The sequence below is a fragment of the Zoogloea sp. GDB6 genome (assembly GCF_056724105.1).
The window spans coordinates 1634686-1652500 of record NZ_CM161497.1; the positions used below are offsets into that span (position 1 = coordinate 1634686).

A 17815-nucleotide genomic window follows, 5' to 3' on the forward strand; every position below is an offset into this window, starting at 1 on the left:
ACAGACCCTTGGCGGGTCTATCCGGGCGCCATCACTTGGCGGCGATGTACATGGTGATTTCGAAGCCGAAACGCAGATCGCAAGCTTGGGGGGTGGTCCAGGTCATGATGAGTCTCCAATTTTTTGATTGATGGTTACGGTCCGCCGGAAGGCGAATCCGTGGAAAGCATTGTTGCGGGGGCGGCATACTTGCGCCTCACGAAAATCATGATTTCGAGGTTGGGATGGCGAATGGACTGCTCGATGTGGGCGACGGCCACCGGCTGTATTACGAGACCTGGGGCAATCCGGCCGGTGTGCCGGTGGTGGTGCTCCACGGTGGACCGGGTAGCGGCTGCAGCCCGCGCCTGCGCGAGCTTTACGACGCGCGGCGCCATCACGTGGTGTTCTTCGACCAGCGGGGCTGCGGGCGCTCGTTGCCGTTTGGCGAGATCCGCGCCAACACGACAGCGCATCTCATCGACGACATCGAGCACGTGCGCCGCCATCTCGGCATTGCGCGCTGGTGGGTGAGCGGCGGCTCGTGGGGGGCGACGCTGGCGTTGGCCTACGCGGCGGCGCATCCGCAGATGGTGGAGGGCGTGGTGGTGCGCAGCGTTTTCATGCCGGGCGACGGCAATGTGCGCTGGTTCTTTGGCGGGCTGGCTGCGCTGCGGCCGGAGGCCTGGCGGGCCTTGTCTGCGGCGCTGGGCGATGCGCCGGATCTGCTGGCCGAACTGGCGGCGCGTCTCGGTGGAGATGAGCGCGAGGGCGCCCGGGGCGCGGCGCTGGCCTGGCTGCTTTATGAGCAGGCGGTGAACGATCCGTTAGCGCCGCTGCCATCGCCGACGGTGGAGGAACTCGACCGCCTGGTGGGCAAGTACCGGCTGCAGGCCCATTACCTGCAGTCCGGTTGCTTTCTTTATGAAGGGGACTTCCTGGAGGCCTGCGCGGGACTGTCCGGTGTGCCGGTCTGGCTGATCCACGGTCGCGACGATGTGGTCTGCCCGCCGCCCAATGCCGAGCGTATCCACGCCCGCGTCGCCGGCAGCCGGCTGGTGTGGATCGAGGCTTGCGCCCACGACCCCTTCCATCCAGGCATGGCGGCGGCGTGGCGGGCGGCGCTGGAAGGCGAGCCGGGCTGAAGAATGGCCGACGCGCGCATTGGCTGGCGCCAATTGATGCGGGTCAATGAGACAGGCAGGGGCGGAGGGCTAGCATCGCGTCGTGTTCCCGCTGTGCTTCTTGGGAACCCCCAATCCCCATCAGATTACCGAGACCGTTCATGCGTACAACAAAACTCCTCCCCCTGCTTCTCGTTGCCCTGCTGGCCGCCTGCGGCAAGTCCGAAGCCCCCAAGTCCGAGGCGCCGAAGGCTGAAGCGCCTGCTGCTGCCGCTGCGCCGGCCGCAGCCCCGGCGCCGGTTGCCGACGCGGCGGCCGATGGTGGCAAGGGCCTCGATGTGTTCAAGAAGACCTGTGTGATGTGCCACCAGACCGGCGTGGCCGGCGCGCCCAAACTGGGCGACAAGGCCGACTGGGGCCCGCGCATCGCCCAGGGCAAAGACGTCCTGTACAAGCACGCCATCGAGGGCTTCAATGGAAACAAGGGTGCAATGCCGGCCAAGGGCGGCAATCCGTCCCTGTCCGATGAAGAGATGAAGGCCGCTGTTGACTACATCGTCAGCAAGGGCCAGTAAGCGTTCGATTCTCCTTTGACCTCGGCGCGCACCCCCCGCGCGCTAAAGCCCGGCCGGGCAAGTTGCGGCCGGGTTTTTTTTGTCTGTCGATTGGGTGCGTAGGCGCTTGAAGGTTTCAATGTTGCGGTCGGCCTCCGCTGCGGGGTTTGCAAACCCGATGCAGATCAAGGAAAGCCGGTGTGCCTGACGGCACACTGACGATACCCGACAGATTCAGTCGGATTTATCGATACCTTGGAGCCAGCATGCAAACCATCCACGTCTGCAACCACACCACCCCCGAAGCCATCTACCCCTTCGACGCCCGCGGCATCGCCAAGCGTTTCCGCCACGCGGCCATCTTCGGCGCGCTGGATGCACTGGTGCCGGGCGAAACGATGCGCTTCTGCAATGACCACGATCCGCTGCCGCTGCTCGGCCAACTGCAGCAACGCTACGGCGAGACGGTGTCCATCACCTACCAGCAGCGCGAGCCCGGCGCGATCGTCATCGACTTCGCCAAGCTCGGCTGAACGCGTTCAGGTCTGGTCGCCCCGCACGTAGTCGAGGGCCTCGTGCTGGAACAGCACGGCGGTCATCGTTGTCGGGGTGATCAGGCCGGCCAGCTTGCCCGCTTCGTCCACCACCGGCAGCGCTCCTTGGCCGCGCTGGCCGAGGATGTCGGCGGCGACGGCGATGCCGTCGGTAAGGCTGGCGGTGCGCAGGCCGGTACGGGGCGTCAGCATGAGCTGGCCGACGACCTCCGGCTTGTCGGTGTGCGGGCCGGGTGTCGGGCGCAGCAGGCGGCGTACGTTGTCACCGATGCGCTGGCCGTTGTCCGGTTCCACGTGGTGCAGGAAGTCCTTCAACGTCAACAGGCCGATGACCCGCTCGGCCCGATCCACCACCGGCAGCACTGAAAGAGCATGGCGGCTCATCAGGCGCCAGGCCTCGTTCAACTCGGTGGCGAAGTCCACGCGCTGCGTTGCCGGCCCCATCACATCACCGCAGGTCAGCAATACATGGCGATGGAAAGCGTGGCGTGCTGCCCGCTGGAAGACTTGGGTCAGGTCTTCCTCGCTGATGTCCAGGTAGGCATCGATCTCTTCCAGTGCTGCGGCCAGGTCCGGCTGGCGGATGCCGGCGGGGCTGCGCTCTGGCACCTTGGGTGTGGATACGGCGGGTGAGCACAGCGGATAGCGCCGGCCGGGAATCAGGTTGTTGACGGTGGTAGCGGCCAGTAGCATGGCAATCACGTTCCAGCCGACCGCCGCCAGACTGGTAGGGATGTCGAGTCCCTGGGAGGCGGCGCCGACCATCACCAGCGCCATCGCCCCGCCGGGCGGGTGGATGCAGCGCAGCTGACCCATGAGCCATACAGAGATGGCCACCGCCAGCGCACCGGCGAGGAAGGGGGGGGCGATCCAGTGCCCGCAGGCGAGGCCAGTCAGTGCCGGCAGCAGCAGGCCGCCGGCGACGGACCACGGCTGGGCCAGCGGCGAGTGGGGTAAGGTGAACAGGATCACCGATGTGGCGCCGAGGGGGGCGAGCTGTCGCTTGGCCTCGGCCGACACCGGTAATACAAACAACGCGCTTTCGTAGATCAGAACGCCAACTATTGCAGCAAGAGCGCTACGCCAGCGTTCGGTGCGGGAGAGAGGGGCGGCGTCGGCGAAGAGGTAGCGGCGGGAAAAACGGAGCAGGGCGAGACGAATGGTTTCCATGGGGGTAAATCTTGTTTTCTTGTTCTGGCATGCCGGTGGGCATGCAGCCTAGGGAGGATTCCTTGCATGGGCCTTGATCTGTGATTGTTTGGAGGGAAAAGTGCTGATCTATCTGGGGGCGAGCGTTGTGGCAGCGTTCGGGCTGGCCATCGGGCTGGCGGTGACGGGTGCCTCGCCGGCCGCAGCCGCCCACGCGGCCTTTGCGCTGGGGGCGATGCCGCTGATCTTCGCGGCGATGGGGCATTTCGTGCCGGTGCTGACGCGCAGTGGCGCGGCGGAGAAGCCCGTCCATTTCCTGCCGCTGGCGCTGCAAGTGGCCGGCTTGCTGGTGGTGGCTGCGCTGGCCGGCGTTCTACCCGGCTGGAGCCTGCATCTGGCGGCGAGCATCGGCATTGCGGCGGCTCTGGGCTTCCTGGCTTGGCAGTGGCGGCGCGGACGGGCCGCATTGGGGCGCCCGCACCCGGGGCTGGCTTGGTACAAGGCGGCGCTGGGCTGTCTGGCCGCGGCGCTGGTGGCGATCCTCGTCGGGTTGCTGTGGCCGGCCGCGTATGCCGTGCTGCGCCTGGCGCATCTGCATCTCAATACCTTGGGCTTCATCGGCCTGACTGCCATCGGGACCTTGCATGTGTTGATGCCGACGGCGCTCGGCCAGCCGGACCCGCAGGCTGCCGTAAGACTGCGGCGCCAGTTGCCATGGGCACTTGGCGGTGTCGTGGCCAGTGCCGCAGCGGGGCTCATCCCGTTGCTGGCGGTGGTGGGGGGCTTGGTGATCGGGGGCGTACTGATCCACACGCTGTATGGCTGGTGGCGGACCTATGGCTTGGCGCGGCTGCTCGGTGATGGTGCGGCCGTGGCGCTGAGCGGGGCGACTTGCGGCCTGCTGCTGGTCATCGGTGCCGGCGCCTTGCACGGCATGGGCGGCATGCTTGCCCGTCCAGCCATCGTTGGTTTCTTCGCGTTGTTCCTGCTGCCGTTGGTGACCGGGGCGCTGTCCCAGCTGTTGCCGGTGTGGCGTCATCCAGGACCGTTGACGCCCCGGCGCACGGCCATGCGGGCGCGGCTGGTGCGCTTCGGTGGCTTGCGATCCGCGTTGTTTCTGGCTGGCGGTGGCCTGCTGCTGGGCGGTGTGGCGGTGGGGGCGGCGCTGCTGGCGGCGGGGATCGCCCTGTTCGCTGGCGTCCTCGTGCATGCCCTGGTGCAGCGGGGCTGAAAGCACCCGCGGGTGTGCTATCTTCCGGGGTTTTCGTTTTCAACTCGGCGAGAACCATGCGCTACATCTCCACCCGCGGCCAGTCTGCTCCCCAATCCTTCTGCGACATTCTTCTTGGCGGCTTGGCGCCGGACGGCGGCCTTTACCTGCCGGAGACTTACCCGCAGGTGACCCGTGCCGACCTGGACGCGTGGCGCAAGCTGTCCTACGCCGAGCTGGCTTTTGCGATCCTGTCGCGCTTCATTGACGACATCCCCGCTGCCGACCTGAAGGCAATCTGCGACAAGACCTACACTGCCGAGGTGTATGGCTACGTGCGCGACGACGCCAAGGCCGCCGAGATCACTCCGGTGCATTGGCTGGAGCCTGGCAAGCTGGGCCTACTGGAGCTGTCCAACGGCCCGACGCTGGCCTTCAAGGACATGGCCATGCAGCTCCTCGGCAACCTGTTCGAGTACGTGCTCGACAAGCGCGGCGAGCAGATCAACATCCTCGGCGCCACCTCCGGCGACACTGGCTCCGCCGCCGAATACGCGATGCGCGGCAAGCACGGCGTGCGCGTCTTTATGCTGTCGCCCCACGGCCGCATGAGCGCCTTCCAGCGCGCCCAGATGTACTCCCTGCAGGACGACAATATCTACAACATCGCCGTGCGCGGCATGTTCGACGACGCCCAGGACGTGGTGAAGGCGGTCTCCAACGATCACGCCTACAAGGCCAAGTACAAGATCGGGGCGGTCAATTCGATCAACTGGGCGCGCGTCGCGGCGCAGGTGGTCTATTACTTCAAGGGCTACTTCGCGGCCACCGAGAACAACGACCAGCAGGTCGCCTTCGTGGTGCCGTCCGGCAACTTCGGTAACATCTGCGCCGGCCACATCGCCCGTCAGATGGGCCTGCCGGTCGCCAAGCTGATCCTCGCCACCAACGAGAACGACGTGCTCGACGAGTTCTTCCGCACTGGTGTCTATCGCCCGCGCAGCACCGCCGAGACCCACGCTACCTCCAGCCCGTCGATGGACATCTCGAAGGCTTCCAACTTCGAGCGCTTCGTCTTCGACCTGGTCGGCCGCAACGGCGACACGGTGCGCGAGCTGTGGAGCAAGGTGGATGCGGGCGGCGCTTTTGATCTGTCCGGCACGCCGGAATTCGCCGCCATCGGCCAGTACGCCTTTGCTTCCGGCAGCAGCAACCATGCCGAGCGCCTGGCGACGATCCGCCGCGCCGACAAGGATTACGGTACTGTCATCGATACCCATACCGCTGACGGCCTGAAGGTCGCGCTCGAACTGCGCGACCCGTCCGTGCCGACCTTGGTGCTGGAAACCGCCCAGCCGGCCAAGTTCGAGGACACCATCGTCGAAGCCCTGGGCCGCAAGCCCGTGCGCCCCGCTGGCCTGGACAACATCGAGGCGCTGCCGCAGCGCGTCGAGGTGATGGATGTGGATGCCGAGGCCATCAAGGCCTTGGTCGCCCGTACGGTCGAAGCCGGCTGACCGGTACGTTCACCCATGAAAAATGGCCCCGGATTCCGGGGCCATTTTTCATTCTGGGCTGGCATTGACGTGGGAGCGGATGAACTCGCCCCCGCAAGTGCCTTACCAGGTGTAGCGGGCGTTGATGCCGGCCATCCAGTTGCGGCCGGGGGCGGACTCGTAATAGCGGCTGTTGGTGTCGCCGACGATCACTGAGCCGACGTAGTTGCGGTCGAACAGGTTGTCCAGGCGGGCGAACTCACTGAGGCGCCAGTGGTTCAGGCGTTGTTCCGCGGTAACGCGCAGATTGGCGATGGCGTAGGAAGAGGCCGGCGTGGCGGTGTTGGTGTCTTCCACGTAGATCTTGCTGCGATAGACGCCTTCGACGGCCGTGGTGATGGCCGGCGTGACTTTCCAGGCCAGGTCGCCAAACACGGTGCTGCGCGGGACGCCGGGGATGGCGTTGCCGTCGTTGATGGTCTTGGTGCTGGCGCCCGTGCCGGTAGTGAAGCTGCCGTCGTAGATCGCCCGGATGTGGGATACCGCGAAGCGGCTGCTCAGATCACGCCGCCAAGCGGTATCGAAAGAGGCTTCGATGCCCTGGCGCAGGGTCTTGCCGACGCTCTTGTAGCTGGTCCGGCCCCCCGTGGAGGTGTTGACGACCAGTTCGTCGTCCGTGCTGATCTGGAACAACGCGACGTTCAGGCGGCTGCTCTCGCCGACGAGGGCTTTGGCACCGACTTCGTAGTGATTGCTGCGGGCCGCGTTGAGGCCGAAATTGAAGCTGCCGCCGCTGCCGGAATAGAACATCTCGTTGAGCGTCGGCGTCTCGAAGCCCTTGGCGGCGCTGGCATACAGATTGATTGCCGGATTGAGCTTGTACACCACGCCCAAGACCGGCGTGGTCTTGGTGTAGTTGCGGCCGCCGCTGTCGTTGCCGTTGAGCAGGTACTGGTCGGTGATGTCGAACTTGACGGTGTTGTAGCGCAGGCCGCCGGTCAGGCTCCACGGGCCGCGCTGCCACTCGCTCTGCACGTAGGCGCCGGAGCTCTCGACGTTGTCGGCTTCCTTGCGCCGCAGGGTGCTCTTGGTGCCGTTGAGGTTGTCGAAGCCGCTCCGGATGTCCTTGCTGACGTCGTATTCGAAGCCGGTGGTGGTCGTGACCTTGCCACCAAGGGCCTGGCCGATGGCGATCCAGCGGGCGCCGTAGCCGTAGAAGGTCCGGTCGAAGTCCACAACGCCGCCGGAGCCCTTGGTGACGGCGAGGGCGGACGGCGGGATGGCCTGGTACTGGGTCACGCTGCGCTGGCCGCTGTAGGCGGAGATTTGCAGCAGGTCGGAGCCGAAGCGGCGCTCGTAGGCAACACCGCCCTGCAGGTGGTCGATGCTCTTGCGGGTGTTGTACTGCGTGGCGACCGGGTCGACGCTCCGCGGGTTGCTCTTGTATTCGGCCAGCGTCAGGCCAAGGGGGTCCTGGGTGTTGTGCTGCCACAGACCGTTGATGGTGAAGGTCAGCTTGCTGTCTTCATCGGGCTTGCCGGTGATTTTGGCGAAGGCCTGTTCGCGGGTCGCGGCGCTGTGGTCGCGGTAGCCGTCGGTGCTGAAGCGGGATGTGTTGAGCACGTAGCCGAGGCCATCGAGCTTACCCTGGGCGGTGATGTCCTCTTTCCGGGTGCCGTAGCTGCCGGCCGCAAAGCCGGCATCCACGCTGGGATTGTCGCGAGGCTCGATGGTGAACAGCTGGATCACGCCGCCGGAGTGATTGCCGTAGATGGCCGAGAACGGGCCCCGCAGCACTTCCATACGTTCGGCCACGTCCAGGTTGAAGGTGGCGGCCTGGCCCTGGCCATCGGGCATGCTGGCGGGGATGCCGTCGGCGATCAGCTTGACGCCGCGCACGCCGAAGGCGGCCCGGGCGCCGAAGCCGCGGCTCGAGATCTGCAGATCCTGGGCGTAGTTCTGGCGGTTGTTGGCGACCACGCCGGGGACGGCGACGAGGGCCTCGGATGCATTGACGCGGGGCTGGCCCGACGTGATCTCCTGCCGGTTCAGTACGTCGATGGAGGCGGGCAGGTCGAAACTGGCGGCCTCGGCGCGGCTGCCGGTCACGACGACCGGGTTGAGGACCACGGCCGGGGTGTCGGCCGCGATGGCCGGTGCGTGGGCGGCGGCGAGGGCAGACAGCAGGGCAGCGTACAGCGGACTACGGGCGAAGCGGGCGGGCATTTGTTGTTTGTCTCCGATGTTCTTTGGGTCCGGGAGGTGGCCGGAAGCGGGCCGAAGATACCTGTTTGCGGGGGCGTCCGCCTCAAGAAAATCATGATTCAGTCGCGATATTCAGGGAGGGCAACGTGTGTTCTCCTGTGGAGCCGATGTCTGCCGCTGGCTGCCACGTCATCCATACCCCCCAGACATCCCGGCGTGTTGTGAATGTGCGGTTTTCCTGCACGATGTCCTGTCTTATTGGCTTACAGTCGCTTACAGGCCGCGTGCGGCGTTTCCCATAAAGTCGAGAAGGAGGACATCAAATGAAACGAATTCTTGTTGCAACGGCGCTGGGCGTACTGGCCCATGGCGCTATGGCGGCCGATGTTGGGGTATCCATCAGCATTGGTGATCCCAATTTCTACGGTCGTCTCGATATCGGCAGCTTTCCCCGTCCGGCCCTGCTGTATCCGCAGCCGATGGTGATCCAGCCAGTCCCGCGTGGAGTGGTACGGGAGCCCTTGTATCTGCGTGTGCCGCCCGGCCATGCGAAGAACTGGAGCAAGCACTGTGCGCGTTATAACGCCTGTGGCTACCCGGTCTATTTTGTGCAGGACCGCTGGTACAACGACGTCTATGCACCCCGTTACCGGTCGGGTCCGGAGTATCGTCCGCGGGAGCGTCATGAAGACCGCCATGAGCATCGCGAGGAACGTTGGGACCGACGGGACGAGCGTGGTGGTGGCTGGCAGGATCGTGGCGACGGAGATCGTGGCAACGGTCATGGGCGGGGTCACGGCCGCGGCGGTCGCGACGACTGAGACAACAGCGTTTTTCCCGCAAAAAAATGGCGCCCCGAAGGGCGCCTGAAGGAGGGAGAAACACAACAGGTTGGTTGGTGGGCACTTCCGATGCCCACCGAAACTGCGTCGCCTGGAATGGCTTAGAAGAACAGAATCGCGCCAGCGGAGATGGTGTTGTTCTTGGTCTCGAAGGCGGAGCTGGTGATCTTCTCGTGGTTGAATTCGCCAACCAGGGTCACGAACTTGTTCAGGCCGTGGTACACACCGAGGGTGTAGGCGCTGTTCTTGTTTTCGGTGCCGCCGAAGACGGAGGCGGTTGCACCGTCCTTGTCCTTGTTCTGGCCCCAGTTGATGCCGAACTTGGTCTTGTTCAGCTTGTAGGTGCCCTGCAGGAAGTAGCCTTGGGAGTCGGTCTTGTTGCCGAAGCCATCGCTGCCACCGAGGAATTGGGCGCCGATGGTGGAGAGGCCGAGCCCCTTACCCTTGAAGCCGTAAGCCACTGCTTCGAAGTTGTTGATGCCGGCCTTCACCCCAGCTTCATAGCCGGTAGCGGTGAAGCTCTTCGGGTTGGTGACGCCGTCGCAAACGGCACCGCTGGAGCAACTGGTGCTCTGGGTGACGAGGCCACCCCACACCTTGCCCGGTACGGAACCCTTCCAGTCGTAATCGACCTTGGCCTGGAAGCCGGGGGTCTTGGTCTGGTCACCAGCAAAACGGCTGGGCTGGAAGATGCCGGCCGAAGCCTGCAGGCCGTTGTAGTTGGGGGTGGAGTAGGTGATTTGGGCCTGGAAGCCGGTGTACATGTAACCGTGGGCGATCATGCCGAAGGTCGTGTTGTACGGAATACCGGCATTCGAGGTGCCGCCGACGCCCAGCAGGGTCATGTCGGACAGGATGATGTTCTGGCCGAACAGGCCGATGTCACGACCGAACTTGAGGGTGCCCCAATCGTTGTTGCCGAACTGGAAGTAAACGTTACGGGTGTCGATCTGGCTGTACGGGTTGGTGATGCCGGCACCGCCAGCATTGTTGCCGATCGGCAGGCCAACGACGGTGGAGTTGTTGTTGATACCGGGGGCGAAGCTGAAGTGAGCCTTGATATCCTGGTCGCCGGCCTTGGTGGTGACCACGAAGTTGATCCAGCCGGGCAGCAGACCGTTGGTCAACTCGCTGTTCTGGTTCTTGGTGGTGACGCCCGTGGCCTTGTTCTCCGTCTTGGAGTCGCGGTTCACGTAAAAGCCGTTGATCGTGCCGTTGATATCGACGGTCACGTCATTCTGGGTGAAGCTGACTGCTTGGGCGCCGCCAGCGGCAGCAGCCAGGCAGGCGAGGGCGACGGATTGGGCCAGAAGGGTTTTCTTCATAACGATTGTCTCCGGAATTTTGTCGTTGATGTCACCAGCGAAGCGCGGGCTATGGTGCGCCGCTACTTCGTTCCTCCCGAGGTCGGGTTTCCGTTGGGAAACACGCCGTGACGGAGCAACAACCCATGTGCGAGTGCTGTGCCAGATCCCGCGAGAATGGGTCGAAATAAGCTGAATTAATTTTCAAGTTATTGTTGTTTATCGGTATTTTTTCTTCGAATGAATGTCTGGCGTGTTCAGGGTGCGACATCTGTCCTGTTCAATAAATGAACAAACTGCTGTGACGTTACGGAAGCCCTGGTGCAGTTCGTGACAGGGGTGGAGCATGCTGTAGCGCAGCATGGACGTTCGGAGGCTGGCACGGGGGGCTGCGGCAAAAGTGGGTGGCGCTGGTAAAATCGCGTCCCAGATTTCACTCTTTCGGGCTGTCGAGCCCGCGCGCCCATGGATTTCCGTTCCAAACTGGCTGCTGCCTGGCAGCGTCACGACTCCCTGCTTTGTGTCGGCCTTGACCCGGACGTAAAGCGCTTTCCGGCTCATCTTCAAGGGCGCTCCGATGCTGTGTTGGCCTTTTGTAAGGGGATTGTCGATGCGACGGCGGATCTGGCCTGTGCGTTCAAGCCACAGATCGCGTACTTTGCCGCGGCCCGTGCCGAGGATCAGTTGCAGGATCTGATCGCTTACATTCATGAGAAGCATCCGGCCGTGCCGGTGGTGCTCGATGCGAAGCGTGGCGATATCGGGGCGACTGCCCAGCAGTACGCGCGGGAGGCTTTCGAGCGTTATCAGGCCGATGCGCTGACGGTGAATCCGTATATGGGCTTCGATTCGGTGGAGCCCTATCTCGAATACCCTGAGCGCGGATTGATCGTGCTGTGCCGCACATCGAATCCGGGCGGGTCGGATCTGCAGAGCCTGACTGTGGAAGGCGGTGCCAAGCTTTATCAGCACGTGGCCGAACTGGTGGCCGGCAAGTGGAACGTGCACGGCCAGAACGCGCTGGTAGTCGGAGCGACTTTTCCACAGGAACTGGCTGACGTTCGGCGCATCGTGGGCGATCTGCCGCTACTCGTACCCGGAATCGGTGCCCAGGGGGGGGATGTGGAGGCTACCGTCAAGGCCGGCCGAACGGTTGCCGGTGCCGGACTGATGATCTCCTCATCGCGGGCCATCCTATATGCGGGGAGCGGCGAGGACTATGCGGCGCAGGCCCGCAGGGTTGCATCGGCCACACGGGACGAGGTGAACCGGTACCGATCCTGAAGGCTGGGCGCCATAGCCCCGGTGCTGCAGAAAGTCCGGCGTGCTGCAGTGCCGCAGAGTAGGATACCGACTTGTCGTTGGTGGTGTCGTGCCCTCAGCGATGGTCATTTTTCTCCTGCCGGATGACCCGCGTTTGTGCGTTCAAGGCTGTGTTTCCGAGGGCGCTTATGGTCAGGCTCAAGTTTTCTGTCGAGCTGAATTACGAAGTCGCGCCGCCGGGCTGTGATTTCATTTTTAATATCCACGCCGCCCATACGCGCTACCAGCGGGTGGTGACGGAGATGATGGAGCTCGGGCAGTTCCTGCTGCCGCAGGTCCATACCGACGCAACAACCGGTAATCGCTACATGCGCTTGAAGGCGGAGCCAGGACGTCTTCGCTTGCGGTATAGCGCCACGGTTGACTTGCAGCACCACACCGCCTTGCCGGAGAACGTGCCGGAGGTTTCTGTGGCGCACCTGCCAGCCGACGTGCTGACTTATCTTTATCCCAGCCGCTACTGCCAGTCCGACCGGCTGTACGATGTGGCTGGGCGCGAATTCGGCATGCTGATGCCGGGCTACGGGCGGGTGAAGACGATTTGCGAATGGGTCGGTCGGCATGTGACCTTTAAGTCGAACTCCACCAATGCCAGTACCTCCGCGCTGGATACGCTCGGAGAGCGCGTTGGCGTGTGCCGGGATTTTGCCCACTTGATGATCGCCCTTTGTCGGGCCCTGAATATTCCGGCGCGCTTTGTGGCCGGTATTGACTACGGTGCCGATCCTGCGCTGGGCCCAAGTGATTTCCATGCCTATGTGGAGGTCTATCTGGGGGATCGTTGGTATCTCTTTGACCCGTCTGCCACGGCGATTCCCATGGGCTTGATGCGTTTCGGAACAGGGCGCGATGCTGCGGACGTGTCTTTTGCGACGATCTTTGGGACGGTGCAGGCCGAGTCGCCCAAGATTGCCATCGAGGCCGTGCATGACCCGCTGGGAGGCTTCGAGCTGCCACGCAAGCGCCCTGAGGCCTTGTCTACCGACGATGGTTCCGCGGTGCTGATCGGGACACGCTTGGCACCGTTGAGCTGAGTCGCAGGAACGTACAGAACACTCTATCCAAAAGGAGATTTCCATGAGCACCATCGAAGAGATTGCCGCCAGGCACGGTTTCAGCGCAGATGCCGGCCGTGCTGCCTATGCGGCCCTGCAGGCTGGTGGCTTCAGTCAGGCCCAGTTCAGCCACCCCGAACTGGGTGGAATGGGGCAGTGGATGAGCGGCGGCATGATGATGATCGGCGATATGTTCAACGAGGGGCTCAAGTGGCGCGTCGGATCTCTTCTCAGTGAATTGTCCCAGCATCGGGAGGCGCCGCCTGCAGCGGTGCCGGCTGGCAATAACTGGGGCTTCGCCCAGTCGGCCAACTGGTGGCCTGCCGAGTTGGGCTCGCCGGCGAGTTCCGGTAGTCAGAATGACATGGCGTACGCGTGGTTTCCGAGCGCGGGCAAGTTGCTGGTCAAGCTGTCGGGTGACGTGTTTTCCTTTGACACGGGAAGTTTGTCTATCTACGGGGTGCAGCAGCAACAAGGCGGGGGGATCGCTTCGGTGGTGCTGAACACCTCCAACGGGCCGATGGGACTGCTGGGCCTGAATCGAGCTTGAGTTTCAGCGCCGCTGCCAGCTCAGGCAGCGGTTGTTGGCAGGCATCGCCTCATCGGCAACAAGTTCGAAGCCACTTTCTATCGCCAGGGCTCTGACAGCTTCGAAATCCCGGATGCCCCGCTCGGGGTGTGCGGCTTTCAGGCTGGTGTCGAATTCGGCATTGCTGATGCTGGTGAAGTGTCCGCCGTAGTTAAAGGGGCCGTAGACGGTTAGGCGCGCATCAGGCGTGAGCACTTGGGGCAGGGCCCGGAAGAAGGCCTGAACGCTGTTCCAGCTCATGATATGCAGGGTGTTGGCCGAGAATACGGCGTCGAAGCGGACGGTAGGCCATGTGCCGCACACATCGAGCTCAAGCGGCGGCGGTGTGTTGGGCAGGTCCGCCTCTGCTAGCCATTGTCGGATGCCAGGCAGATTCTCGGCCCGGTCGCTGGTCTGCCAGAGCCATTGAGGCTGCGCGGCGGCAAAGTGGATCGCGTGCTGCCCCGTTCCCGAGCCAACCTCCAGAACTTGCCGGCAGCCGGCGAAGCGTACTCGAAGTATGTCGAGGATGGCGTCGCGGTTGCGGTCGCATGAAGGGGCATAGGGCTTTTGATTGATCAAAGTTACGGTGTTCGTTGTCAGGGGGCGGCCGCCGACAGCCAAGAGCGCAAATTGCGCCTTTTCAGGAAATCCGTCCGGAATAGGCGATCGAGAGACCTGCTATAGTCCGCGACTGATTCGGAAAGTCTCCCTAGCCTGGAAAGATGAGCGACAGTCGCCCCCTGATAATTCACATTGTTTACAGTTTCGATGTAGGTGGCCTTGAGAACGGTATCGTAAACCTGATCAACCGGATGCCTGTCGAGCGCTTTCGGCACATGATTGTCGCGCTGGCCTATTGTTCGCCATCCTTCTGCCAACGCATCCAGCGCAGCGATGTGGAATTCGTGTCGATCAACAAAGGTTCAGGTCACGGCTTCCGGTTGTACCCGAAGATCTACCGGATGCTTCGGCAGCTCAAACCTGCCGTGGTCCACACACGTAACCTGGCCGCCCTCGAGATGGTGGTGCCGGCCTGGTTGGCCGGTGTCCCGCTACGCCTGCATGGGGAGCATGGCTGGGACAATTCCGATCCGGACGGTCGGAATCGCAAGTATCGCTTGTTGAGAAAGCTCTATTCCCCGTTCGTCAGCCGATACGTCGCCTTGTCGCGGACGATCGAGTCCTACCTTGTGGAACGGGTTGGTATCGAGGCTGGCCGCATCAGGCGCATTTGCAATGGAGTGAATGCAGACCGTTTCGTGCCTGCCTCGACGAGGCGAGAGATCTCCGGCTCGCCCTTCAATGACCCGGATCTCGTCGTGTTCGGAACTGTAGGGCGTCAGCAGGCCGTGAAGGATCAGCCGACGCTGGTCCGCGCCTTTGGAATGTTCGTGCGTACGAATGAGGAGGCGGCCAAACGTGCCCGCTTGATTCTCGTGGGGAATGGTCCACTGGCTGACAGTCTTACCGAACTGGTGAAAAGCGAGGGGCTCGACGGTCTGGTTTGGATGGCGGGCGAGCGTTCGGACGTTCCCGAGATCATGCGCGGTCTCGACGTTTTCGTGCTGCCGTCCCAGGCCGAGGGGATCTCCAACACCCTGCTGGAGGCTATGGCGTCAGGCTTGCCTGTGGTTGCCACGGCAGTAGGGGGCAATCCCGAACTCGTTGTCGATCAGCAGACGGGCTTACTCGTTCCTGCACTTGATCCTCAAGCTATGGGGAGCGGTTTTGCTGCGCTCTTTAATGACCCTGCGAGGGCACGTTTGATGGGGGCGGCCGGTCGAGAGCGTGTTCTCACCAACTTCAGTATGGATGCGATGATTGGAAATTACTTGGCGCTTTATGAAGGGATGCCCAGTCAGTCTGTTTAATCCCGGAGACGCTTGGCGCCTTCATCAAGGCGCCAAAAAAGCAAAAAGCCAATCCCGAAGGATTGGCTTTTTGTTGAATCAATGGTCGGGGCGGCGGGATTCGAACTCGCGACCCCTTGCACCCCATGCAAGTGCGCTACCAGGCTGCGCTACGCCCCGACAAGCTGCGCATTATAGACATGTATTCCGGCTTTGCCAAGCCCTAATTGCATTTCATGCGCGGGCAGGGATGAGGAAGTCTTCGGAAATGCGGCAGCCGAGATCAAAGATACGGTCGCGGAAGTCTTCCAGGTAGTTCCGGAAGCCAACTTCGAAGATGCGTTCGATGCGGCCAAAGCGCAGATGCGATTCCAGCTCTCCCGCTAGCCTTTCGGTTTCCGCAGAACGAGCGTTCGAGACGCGAGTCAGGTTTGAGTAAACCTCTTTCATGCTGCGCGCCAGCGAGCGAGGCATGTCGGCGCGCAGGATCAGAAGCTCGGCAACTCGTAGTGGCGTGATCTGATCACGATAGACCTTGCGATACACCTCGAAGGCCGACACGGACTGGAGTAGGGCGCTCCATTGGTAATAGTCATTGGCCTGTGTGGCGTCTTCGTCGGTGCCAGGCAGCAGGTTGAGGTACTTGACCTCCAGAATGCGGGCGGTGTTGTCGGCCCGTTCGAGAAAGGTACCGAGACGGATGAATCGTAGGGCTTCGTCCTGCAGCATGGTGCCAATGGTGACGCCGCGTGATAGATGGGAGCGATACTTCACCCATTCAAAGAAGGCGCCAGGGCCGTTCTCCCACAGCTTGGCGGGTGTCAGGTCGCGCATCTTCAGCCATGTGGCGTTGGATGTTTCCCATAGCTCGGAGGTCAACGTGCCGCGGACGGCGTGCGCATTTTCGCGGGTTGCCCGCAGGCAGCGATAGATGCTGCCCGGGTTGTCCCTGTCGAATATCATGAATTCAAGCACTGCTTCCGTGGTGTGGCGCGGATGCTTGGCCAGGAAGGTATCCTGAAGCTCCATGATTTTCAGCATGCCGGCCCACATGGGCTCCACGTCTTCCCCGTTCTGGGGAAGCAGCGATAGCCGGTAGGTTACGTCCAGAATGCGGGCGGTGTTTTCGGCGCGCTCCATATAGCGCGCCATCCAGAACAGGTGGTCAGCGGTGCGGCTCAGCATTTTCAGGCCTCCAGTACCCAGGTGTCTTTGGTGCCCCCGCCTTGCGAGGAGTTCACCACCAGCGATCCTTCACGTAGCGCGACCCGCGTCAAGCCGCCGGGAACCATTTGGATCTCCGTACCGGAGAGCACGAAGGGGCGCAGGTCCAGGTGACGTGGTGCGATGCCGTTTTCCACGAAGGTCGGGCAATTCGAGAGGGCTAGCGTGGGCTGAGAGATGTATTTGTCAGGATTGGCTTCGAGATGTTTGCGGAAAGACTCGATCTGCTCCTTGGTGGACGCGGGGCCGACGAGCATCCCGTAGCCTCCCGCACCGTGAACCTCTTTCACTACCAACTCTGGTAAGTGGGCCAGGGTGTAGGCCAGGTCTTCCGGCTTGCGGCACATGTATGTAGGTACGTTGTTGAGAATGGGCTCTTCTCCGAGATAGAAGCGGATCATCTCGGGGACGTACGGATAGATGGATTTATCGTCCGCCACGCCGGTACCGATGGCGTTGGACAGGGTGACGCGACCGGCGCGGTAGGCCTTCAGCAACCCGGGGACGCCAATCATCGAATCCTTGCGAAATGCCTGCGGGTCGAGGAAGTCGTCGTCGACGCGACGGTAGATGACGTCGACACGGCGAGGGCCTTGGGTTGTACGCATGAAGACTTGATCGTCTTCGACAAAAAGATCCTGGCCTTCAACCAGCTCCACGCCCATCTGCTGCGCGAGGAAGGCGTGTTCGAAATAGGCGCTGTTGTATGCCCCGGGTGTCATGACGACCACCGTTGGGTCGGCAACGCCAACCGGTGCGACGCTTCGCAAGGTGTGCAGCAGCATGTCCGGATAGTGTTCGACAGGGGCTACGCGATGTCGGGCGAAGAGTTCAGGGAAGAGGCGCATCATCATGCGGCGGTCTTCGAGCATGTATGACACGCCCGAGGGGACGCGTAGATTGTCCTCGAGCACGTAAAACTCGCCTGCGCCGGCTCGGACGACATCGACCCCCGCAATGTGCGCATAGATGTCGCAAGGGACATTTACACCCTGCATCTCCGGGCGATACTGTGCATTCTTCAGTACCTGATCGGCGGGGATGTGCCCGGCCTTCAGAATCTCCTGGTCATGATAGATATCGTGAATGAAGGTGTTCAGCGCTTTGACACGTTGACGCAGGCCTGCTTCCAGGCTTTTCCATTCCTTGGCAGGGATAATACGAGGAATGATGTCAAACGGGATTAGGCGCTCCGTACCGGATTCCTCACCGTACACGGCGAACGTGATGCCGTAACGATGAAAGAGGGCGTCCGCTTCCGCTCTCTTGCGTTCAATGCGGTCTGCCGGAGTTTCGTTCAGCCACTTGGCGTAGCCGGCGTAATGACTGCGGACACTCCCATCGTCAGCAGTCATTTCATTGAAGAATTTTGTGA

17 protein-coding genes and 1 tRNA gene (1 of these 18 cut by a window edge) are annotated in these 17815 nt (G+C 62.6%); 10 read left to right on the forward strand and 8 right to left on the reverse strand.

All coding sequences use genetic code 11. The annotated features are described in order from the left end of the window. Nucleotides 1-31: 31 nt before the first annotated feature. Nucleotides 32-106, reverse strand: a complete 75-nt coding sequence (gene pqqA, locus AC1PQG_RS07395; RefSeq protein WP_139379539.1) for a pyrroloquinoline quinone precursor peptide PqqA — start codon at nt 104-106, stop codon at nt 32-34. Nucleotides 107-224: 118 nt separating this feature from the next. Here pqqA and AC1PQG_RS07400 point away from each other — a divergent pair, with 118 nt between their 5' ends. From AC1PQG_RS07400 to AC1PQG_RS07410, 3 genes are all read left to right on the forward strand, one after another. Beyond that, nucleotides 225-1124, forward strand: coding sequence for an alpha/beta fold hydrolase (locus AC1PQG_RS07400; RefSeq protein WP_481121969.1), 900 nt, complete (start codon nt 225-227; stop codon nt 1122-1124). Nucleotides 1125-1264: 140 nt separating this feature from the next. Continuing rightward, nucleotides 1265-1678, forward strand: a complete 414-nt coding sequence (locus AC1PQG_RS07405; RefSeq protein ID WP_481121970.1) for a c-type cytochrome — start codon at nt 1265-1267, stop codon at nt 1676-1678. Nucleotides 1679-1923: 245 nt separating this feature from the next. Continuing rightward, nucleotides 1924-2190 (forward strand): DUF2249 domain-containing protein, encoded by a 267-nt coding sequence (locus AC1PQG_RS07410; RefSeq protein ID WP_481114977.1) that lies wholly within the window; start codon nt 1924-1926, stop codon nt 2188-2190. Nucleotides 2191-2196: 6 nt separating this feature from the next. Here the strand turns inward: AC1PQG_RS07410 and AC1PQG_RS07415 are convergent, their stop codons facing one another. Continuing rightward, the gene (locus AC1PQG_RS07415; protein WP_481121971.1) at nt 2197-3381 is read right to left on the reverse strand and encodes an HPP family protein; all 1185 of its coding nucleotides are present in this window, start codon (nt 3379-3381) and stop codon (nt 2197-2199) included. A 100-nt stretch (nt 3382-3481) separates the two neighbouring features. Between AC1PQG_RS07415 and AC1PQG_RS07420 the strand changes: the two genes are divergently transcribed. Then, nucleotides 3482-4591: a hypothetical protein gene (locus tag AC1PQG_RS07420; protein WP_481121972.1), complete on the forward strand. Its 1110-nt coding sequence runs from the start codon at nt 3482-3484 to the stop codon at nt 4589-4591. A 56-nt stretch (nt 4592-4647) separates the two neighbouring features. Beyond that, nucleotides 4648-6087 carry a threonine synthase gene (thrC, locus tag AC1PQG_RS07425; protein WP_481121973.1) on the forward strand — a complete coding sequence of 480 codons (1440 nt, stop codon included), beginning with the start codon at nt 4648-4650 and terminating at the stop codon, nt 6085-6087. 102 nt (nt 6088-6189) lie between these two features. Here thrC and AC1PQG_RS07430 read toward each other — a convergent pair whose 3' ends face one another. Then, on the reverse strand, nt 6190-8292 hold the full coding sequence (locus AC1PQG_RS07430) for a TonB-dependent receptor family protein (RefSeq protein WP_481121974.1): 2103 nt from the start codon (nt 8290-8292) through the stop codon (nt 6190-6192). A gap of 302 nt (nt 8293-8594) precedes the next feature. On the opposite strand from AC1PQG_RS07430, the gene AC1PQG_RS07435 reads away from it, so the two are divergent. After that, nucleotides 8595-9092, forward strand: a complete 498-nt coding sequence (locus tag AC1PQG_RS07435; RefSeq protein WP_481121975.1) for a hypothetical protein — start codon at nt 8595-8597, stop codon at nt 9090-9092. 122 nt (nt 9093-9214) lie between these two features. On the opposite strand, the gene AC1PQG_RS07440 is transcribed toward AC1PQG_RS07435, so the two are convergent. Continuing rightward, complete coding sequence (locus AC1PQG_RS07440; RefSeq protein WP_481121976.1) at nt 9215-10438, reverse strand: porin; 1224 nt, start codon at nt 10436-10438, stop codon at nt 9215-9217. 444 nt (nt 10439-10882) lie between these two features. On the opposite strand from AC1PQG_RS07440, the gene pyrF reads away from it, so the two are divergent. The 3 genes from pyrF (at nt 10883) to AC1PQG_RS07455 (ending at nt 13345) form a co-directional block, all read left to right on the forward strand. Beyond that, nucleotides 10883-11701 carry an orotidine-5'-phosphate decarboxylase gene (gene pyrF, locus AC1PQG_RS07445; protein ID WP_481121977.1) on the forward strand — a complete coding sequence of 273 codons (819 nt, stop codon included), beginning with the start codon at nt 10883-10885 and terminating at the stop codon, nt 11699-11701. A 167-nt stretch (nt 11702-11868) separates the two neighbouring features. Further along, on the forward strand, nt 11869-12774 hold the full coding sequence (locus AC1PQG_RS07450; protein WP_481121978.1) for a transglutaminase-like domain-containing protein: 906 nt from the start codon (nt 11869-11871) through the stop codon (nt 12772-12774). Nucleotides 12775-12817: 43 nt separating this feature from the next. Then, on the forward strand, nt 12818-13345 hold the full coding sequence (locus tag AC1PQG_RS07455; RefSeq protein ID WP_481121979.1) for a hypothetical protein: 528 nt from the start codon (nt 12818-12820) through the stop codon (nt 13343-13345). Between the two features lie 3 nt (nt 13346-13348). Here AC1PQG_RS07455 and AC1PQG_RS07460 read toward each other — a convergent pair whose 3' ends face one another. Next, the gene (locus AC1PQG_RS07460; RefSeq protein WP_481121980.1) at nt 13349-13945 is read right to left on the reverse strand and encodes a DUF938 domain-containing protein; all 597 of its coding nucleotides are present in this window, start codon (nt 13943-13945) and stop codon (nt 13349-13351) included. 143 nt (nt 13946-14088) lie between these two features. Between AC1PQG_RS07460 and AC1PQG_RS07465 the strand changes: the two genes are divergently transcribed. Next, nucleotides 14089-15237 (forward strand): TIGR03088 family PEP-CTERM/XrtA system glycosyltransferase, encoded by a 1149-nt coding sequence (locus AC1PQG_RS07465; RefSeq protein WP_481121981.1) that lies wholly within the window; start codon nt 14089-14091, stop codon nt 15235-15237. 82 nt (nt 15238-15319) lie between these two features. Here AC1PQG_RS07465 and AC1PQG_RS07470 read toward each other — a convergent pair. The 3 genes from AC1PQG_RS07470 to AC1PQG_RS07480 all read right to left on the reverse strand — a co-directional run. Then, nucleotides 15320-15396, reverse strand: a tRNA-Pro gene (locus AC1PQG_RS07470). 54 nt (nt 15397-15450) lie between these two features. Next, entirely contained in the window at nt 15451-16401 is a 951-nt protein-coding gene (locus AC1PQG_RS07475; protein ID WP_481121982.1) for an alpha-E domain-containing protein, read from the reverse strand. Nucleotides 16402-16403: 2 nt separating this feature from the next. Beyond that, nucleotides 16404-17815, reverse strand: partial view of a circularly permuted type 2 ATP-grasp protein gene (locus tag AC1PQG_RS07480; protein ID WP_481121983.1) — the 3' portion only. It continues 7 nt past the right edge of the window; only the last 1412 of its 1419 coding nucleotides appear in the window; its start codon lies off the right edge, out of view — the gene reads right to left on this strand; its stop codon occupies nt 16404-16406.

What these genes read in the sequence shown, in the direction of transcription:
- AC1PQG_RS07400 (WP_481121969.1), top strand. Translation starts at nt 225, where the DNA reads ATGGCGAATGGACTGCTCGATGTGGGCGACGGCCACCGGCTGTATTAC.
- AC1PQG_RS07405 (WP_481121970.1), top strand. Translation starts at nt 1,265, where the DNA reads ATGCGTACAACAAAACTCCTCCCCCTGCTTCTCGTTGCCCTGCTGGCC.
- AC1PQG_RS07410 (WP_481114977.1), top strand. Translation starts at nt 1,924, where the DNA reads ATGCAAACCATCCACGTCTGCAACCACACCACCCCCGAAGCCATCTAC.
- AC1PQG_RS07415 (WP_481121971.1), bottom strand. Translation starts at nt 3,381, where the DNA reads ATGGAAACCATTCGTCTCGCCCTGCTCCGTTTTTCCCGCCGCTACCTC.
- thrC (WP_481121973.1), top strand. Translation starts at nt 4,648, where the DNA reads ATGCGCTACATCTCCACCCGCGGCCAGTCTGCTCCCCAATCCTTCTGC.
- AC1PQG_RS07430 (WP_481121974.1), bottom strand. Translation starts at nt 8,292, where the DNA reads ATGCCCGCCCGCTTCGCCCGTAGTCCGCTGTACGCTGCCCTGCTGTCT.
- AC1PQG_RS07435 (WP_481121975.1), top strand. Translation starts at nt 8,595, where the DNA reads ATGAAACGAATTCTTGTTGCAACGGCGCTGGGCGTACTGGCCCATGGC.
- AC1PQG_RS07440 (WP_481121976.1), bottom strand. Translation starts at nt 10,438, where the DNA reads ATGAAGAAAACCCTTCTGGCCCAATCCGTCGCCCTCGCCTGCCTGGCT.
- pyrF (WP_481121977.1), top strand. Translation starts at nt 10,883, where the DNA reads ATGGATTTCCGTTCCAAACTGGCTGCTGCCTGGCAGCGTCACGACTCC.
- AC1PQG_RS07450 (WP_481121978.1), top strand. Translation starts at nt 11,869, where the DNA reads ATGGTCAGGCTCAAGTTTTCTGTCGAGCTGAATTACGAAGTCGCGCCG.
- AC1PQG_RS07455 (WP_481121979.1), top strand. Translation starts at nt 12,818, where the DNA reads ATGAGCACCATCGAAGAGATTGCCGCCAGGCACGGTTTCAGCGCAGAT.
- AC1PQG_RS07465 (WP_481121981.1), top strand. Translation starts at nt 14,089, where the DNA reads ATGAGCGACAGTCGCCCCCTGATAATTCACATTGTTTACAGTTTCGAT.
- AC1PQG_RS07475 (WP_481121982.1), bottom strand. Translation starts at nt 16,401, where the DNA reads ATGCTGAGCCGCACCGCTGACCACCTGTTCTGGATGGCGCGCTATATG.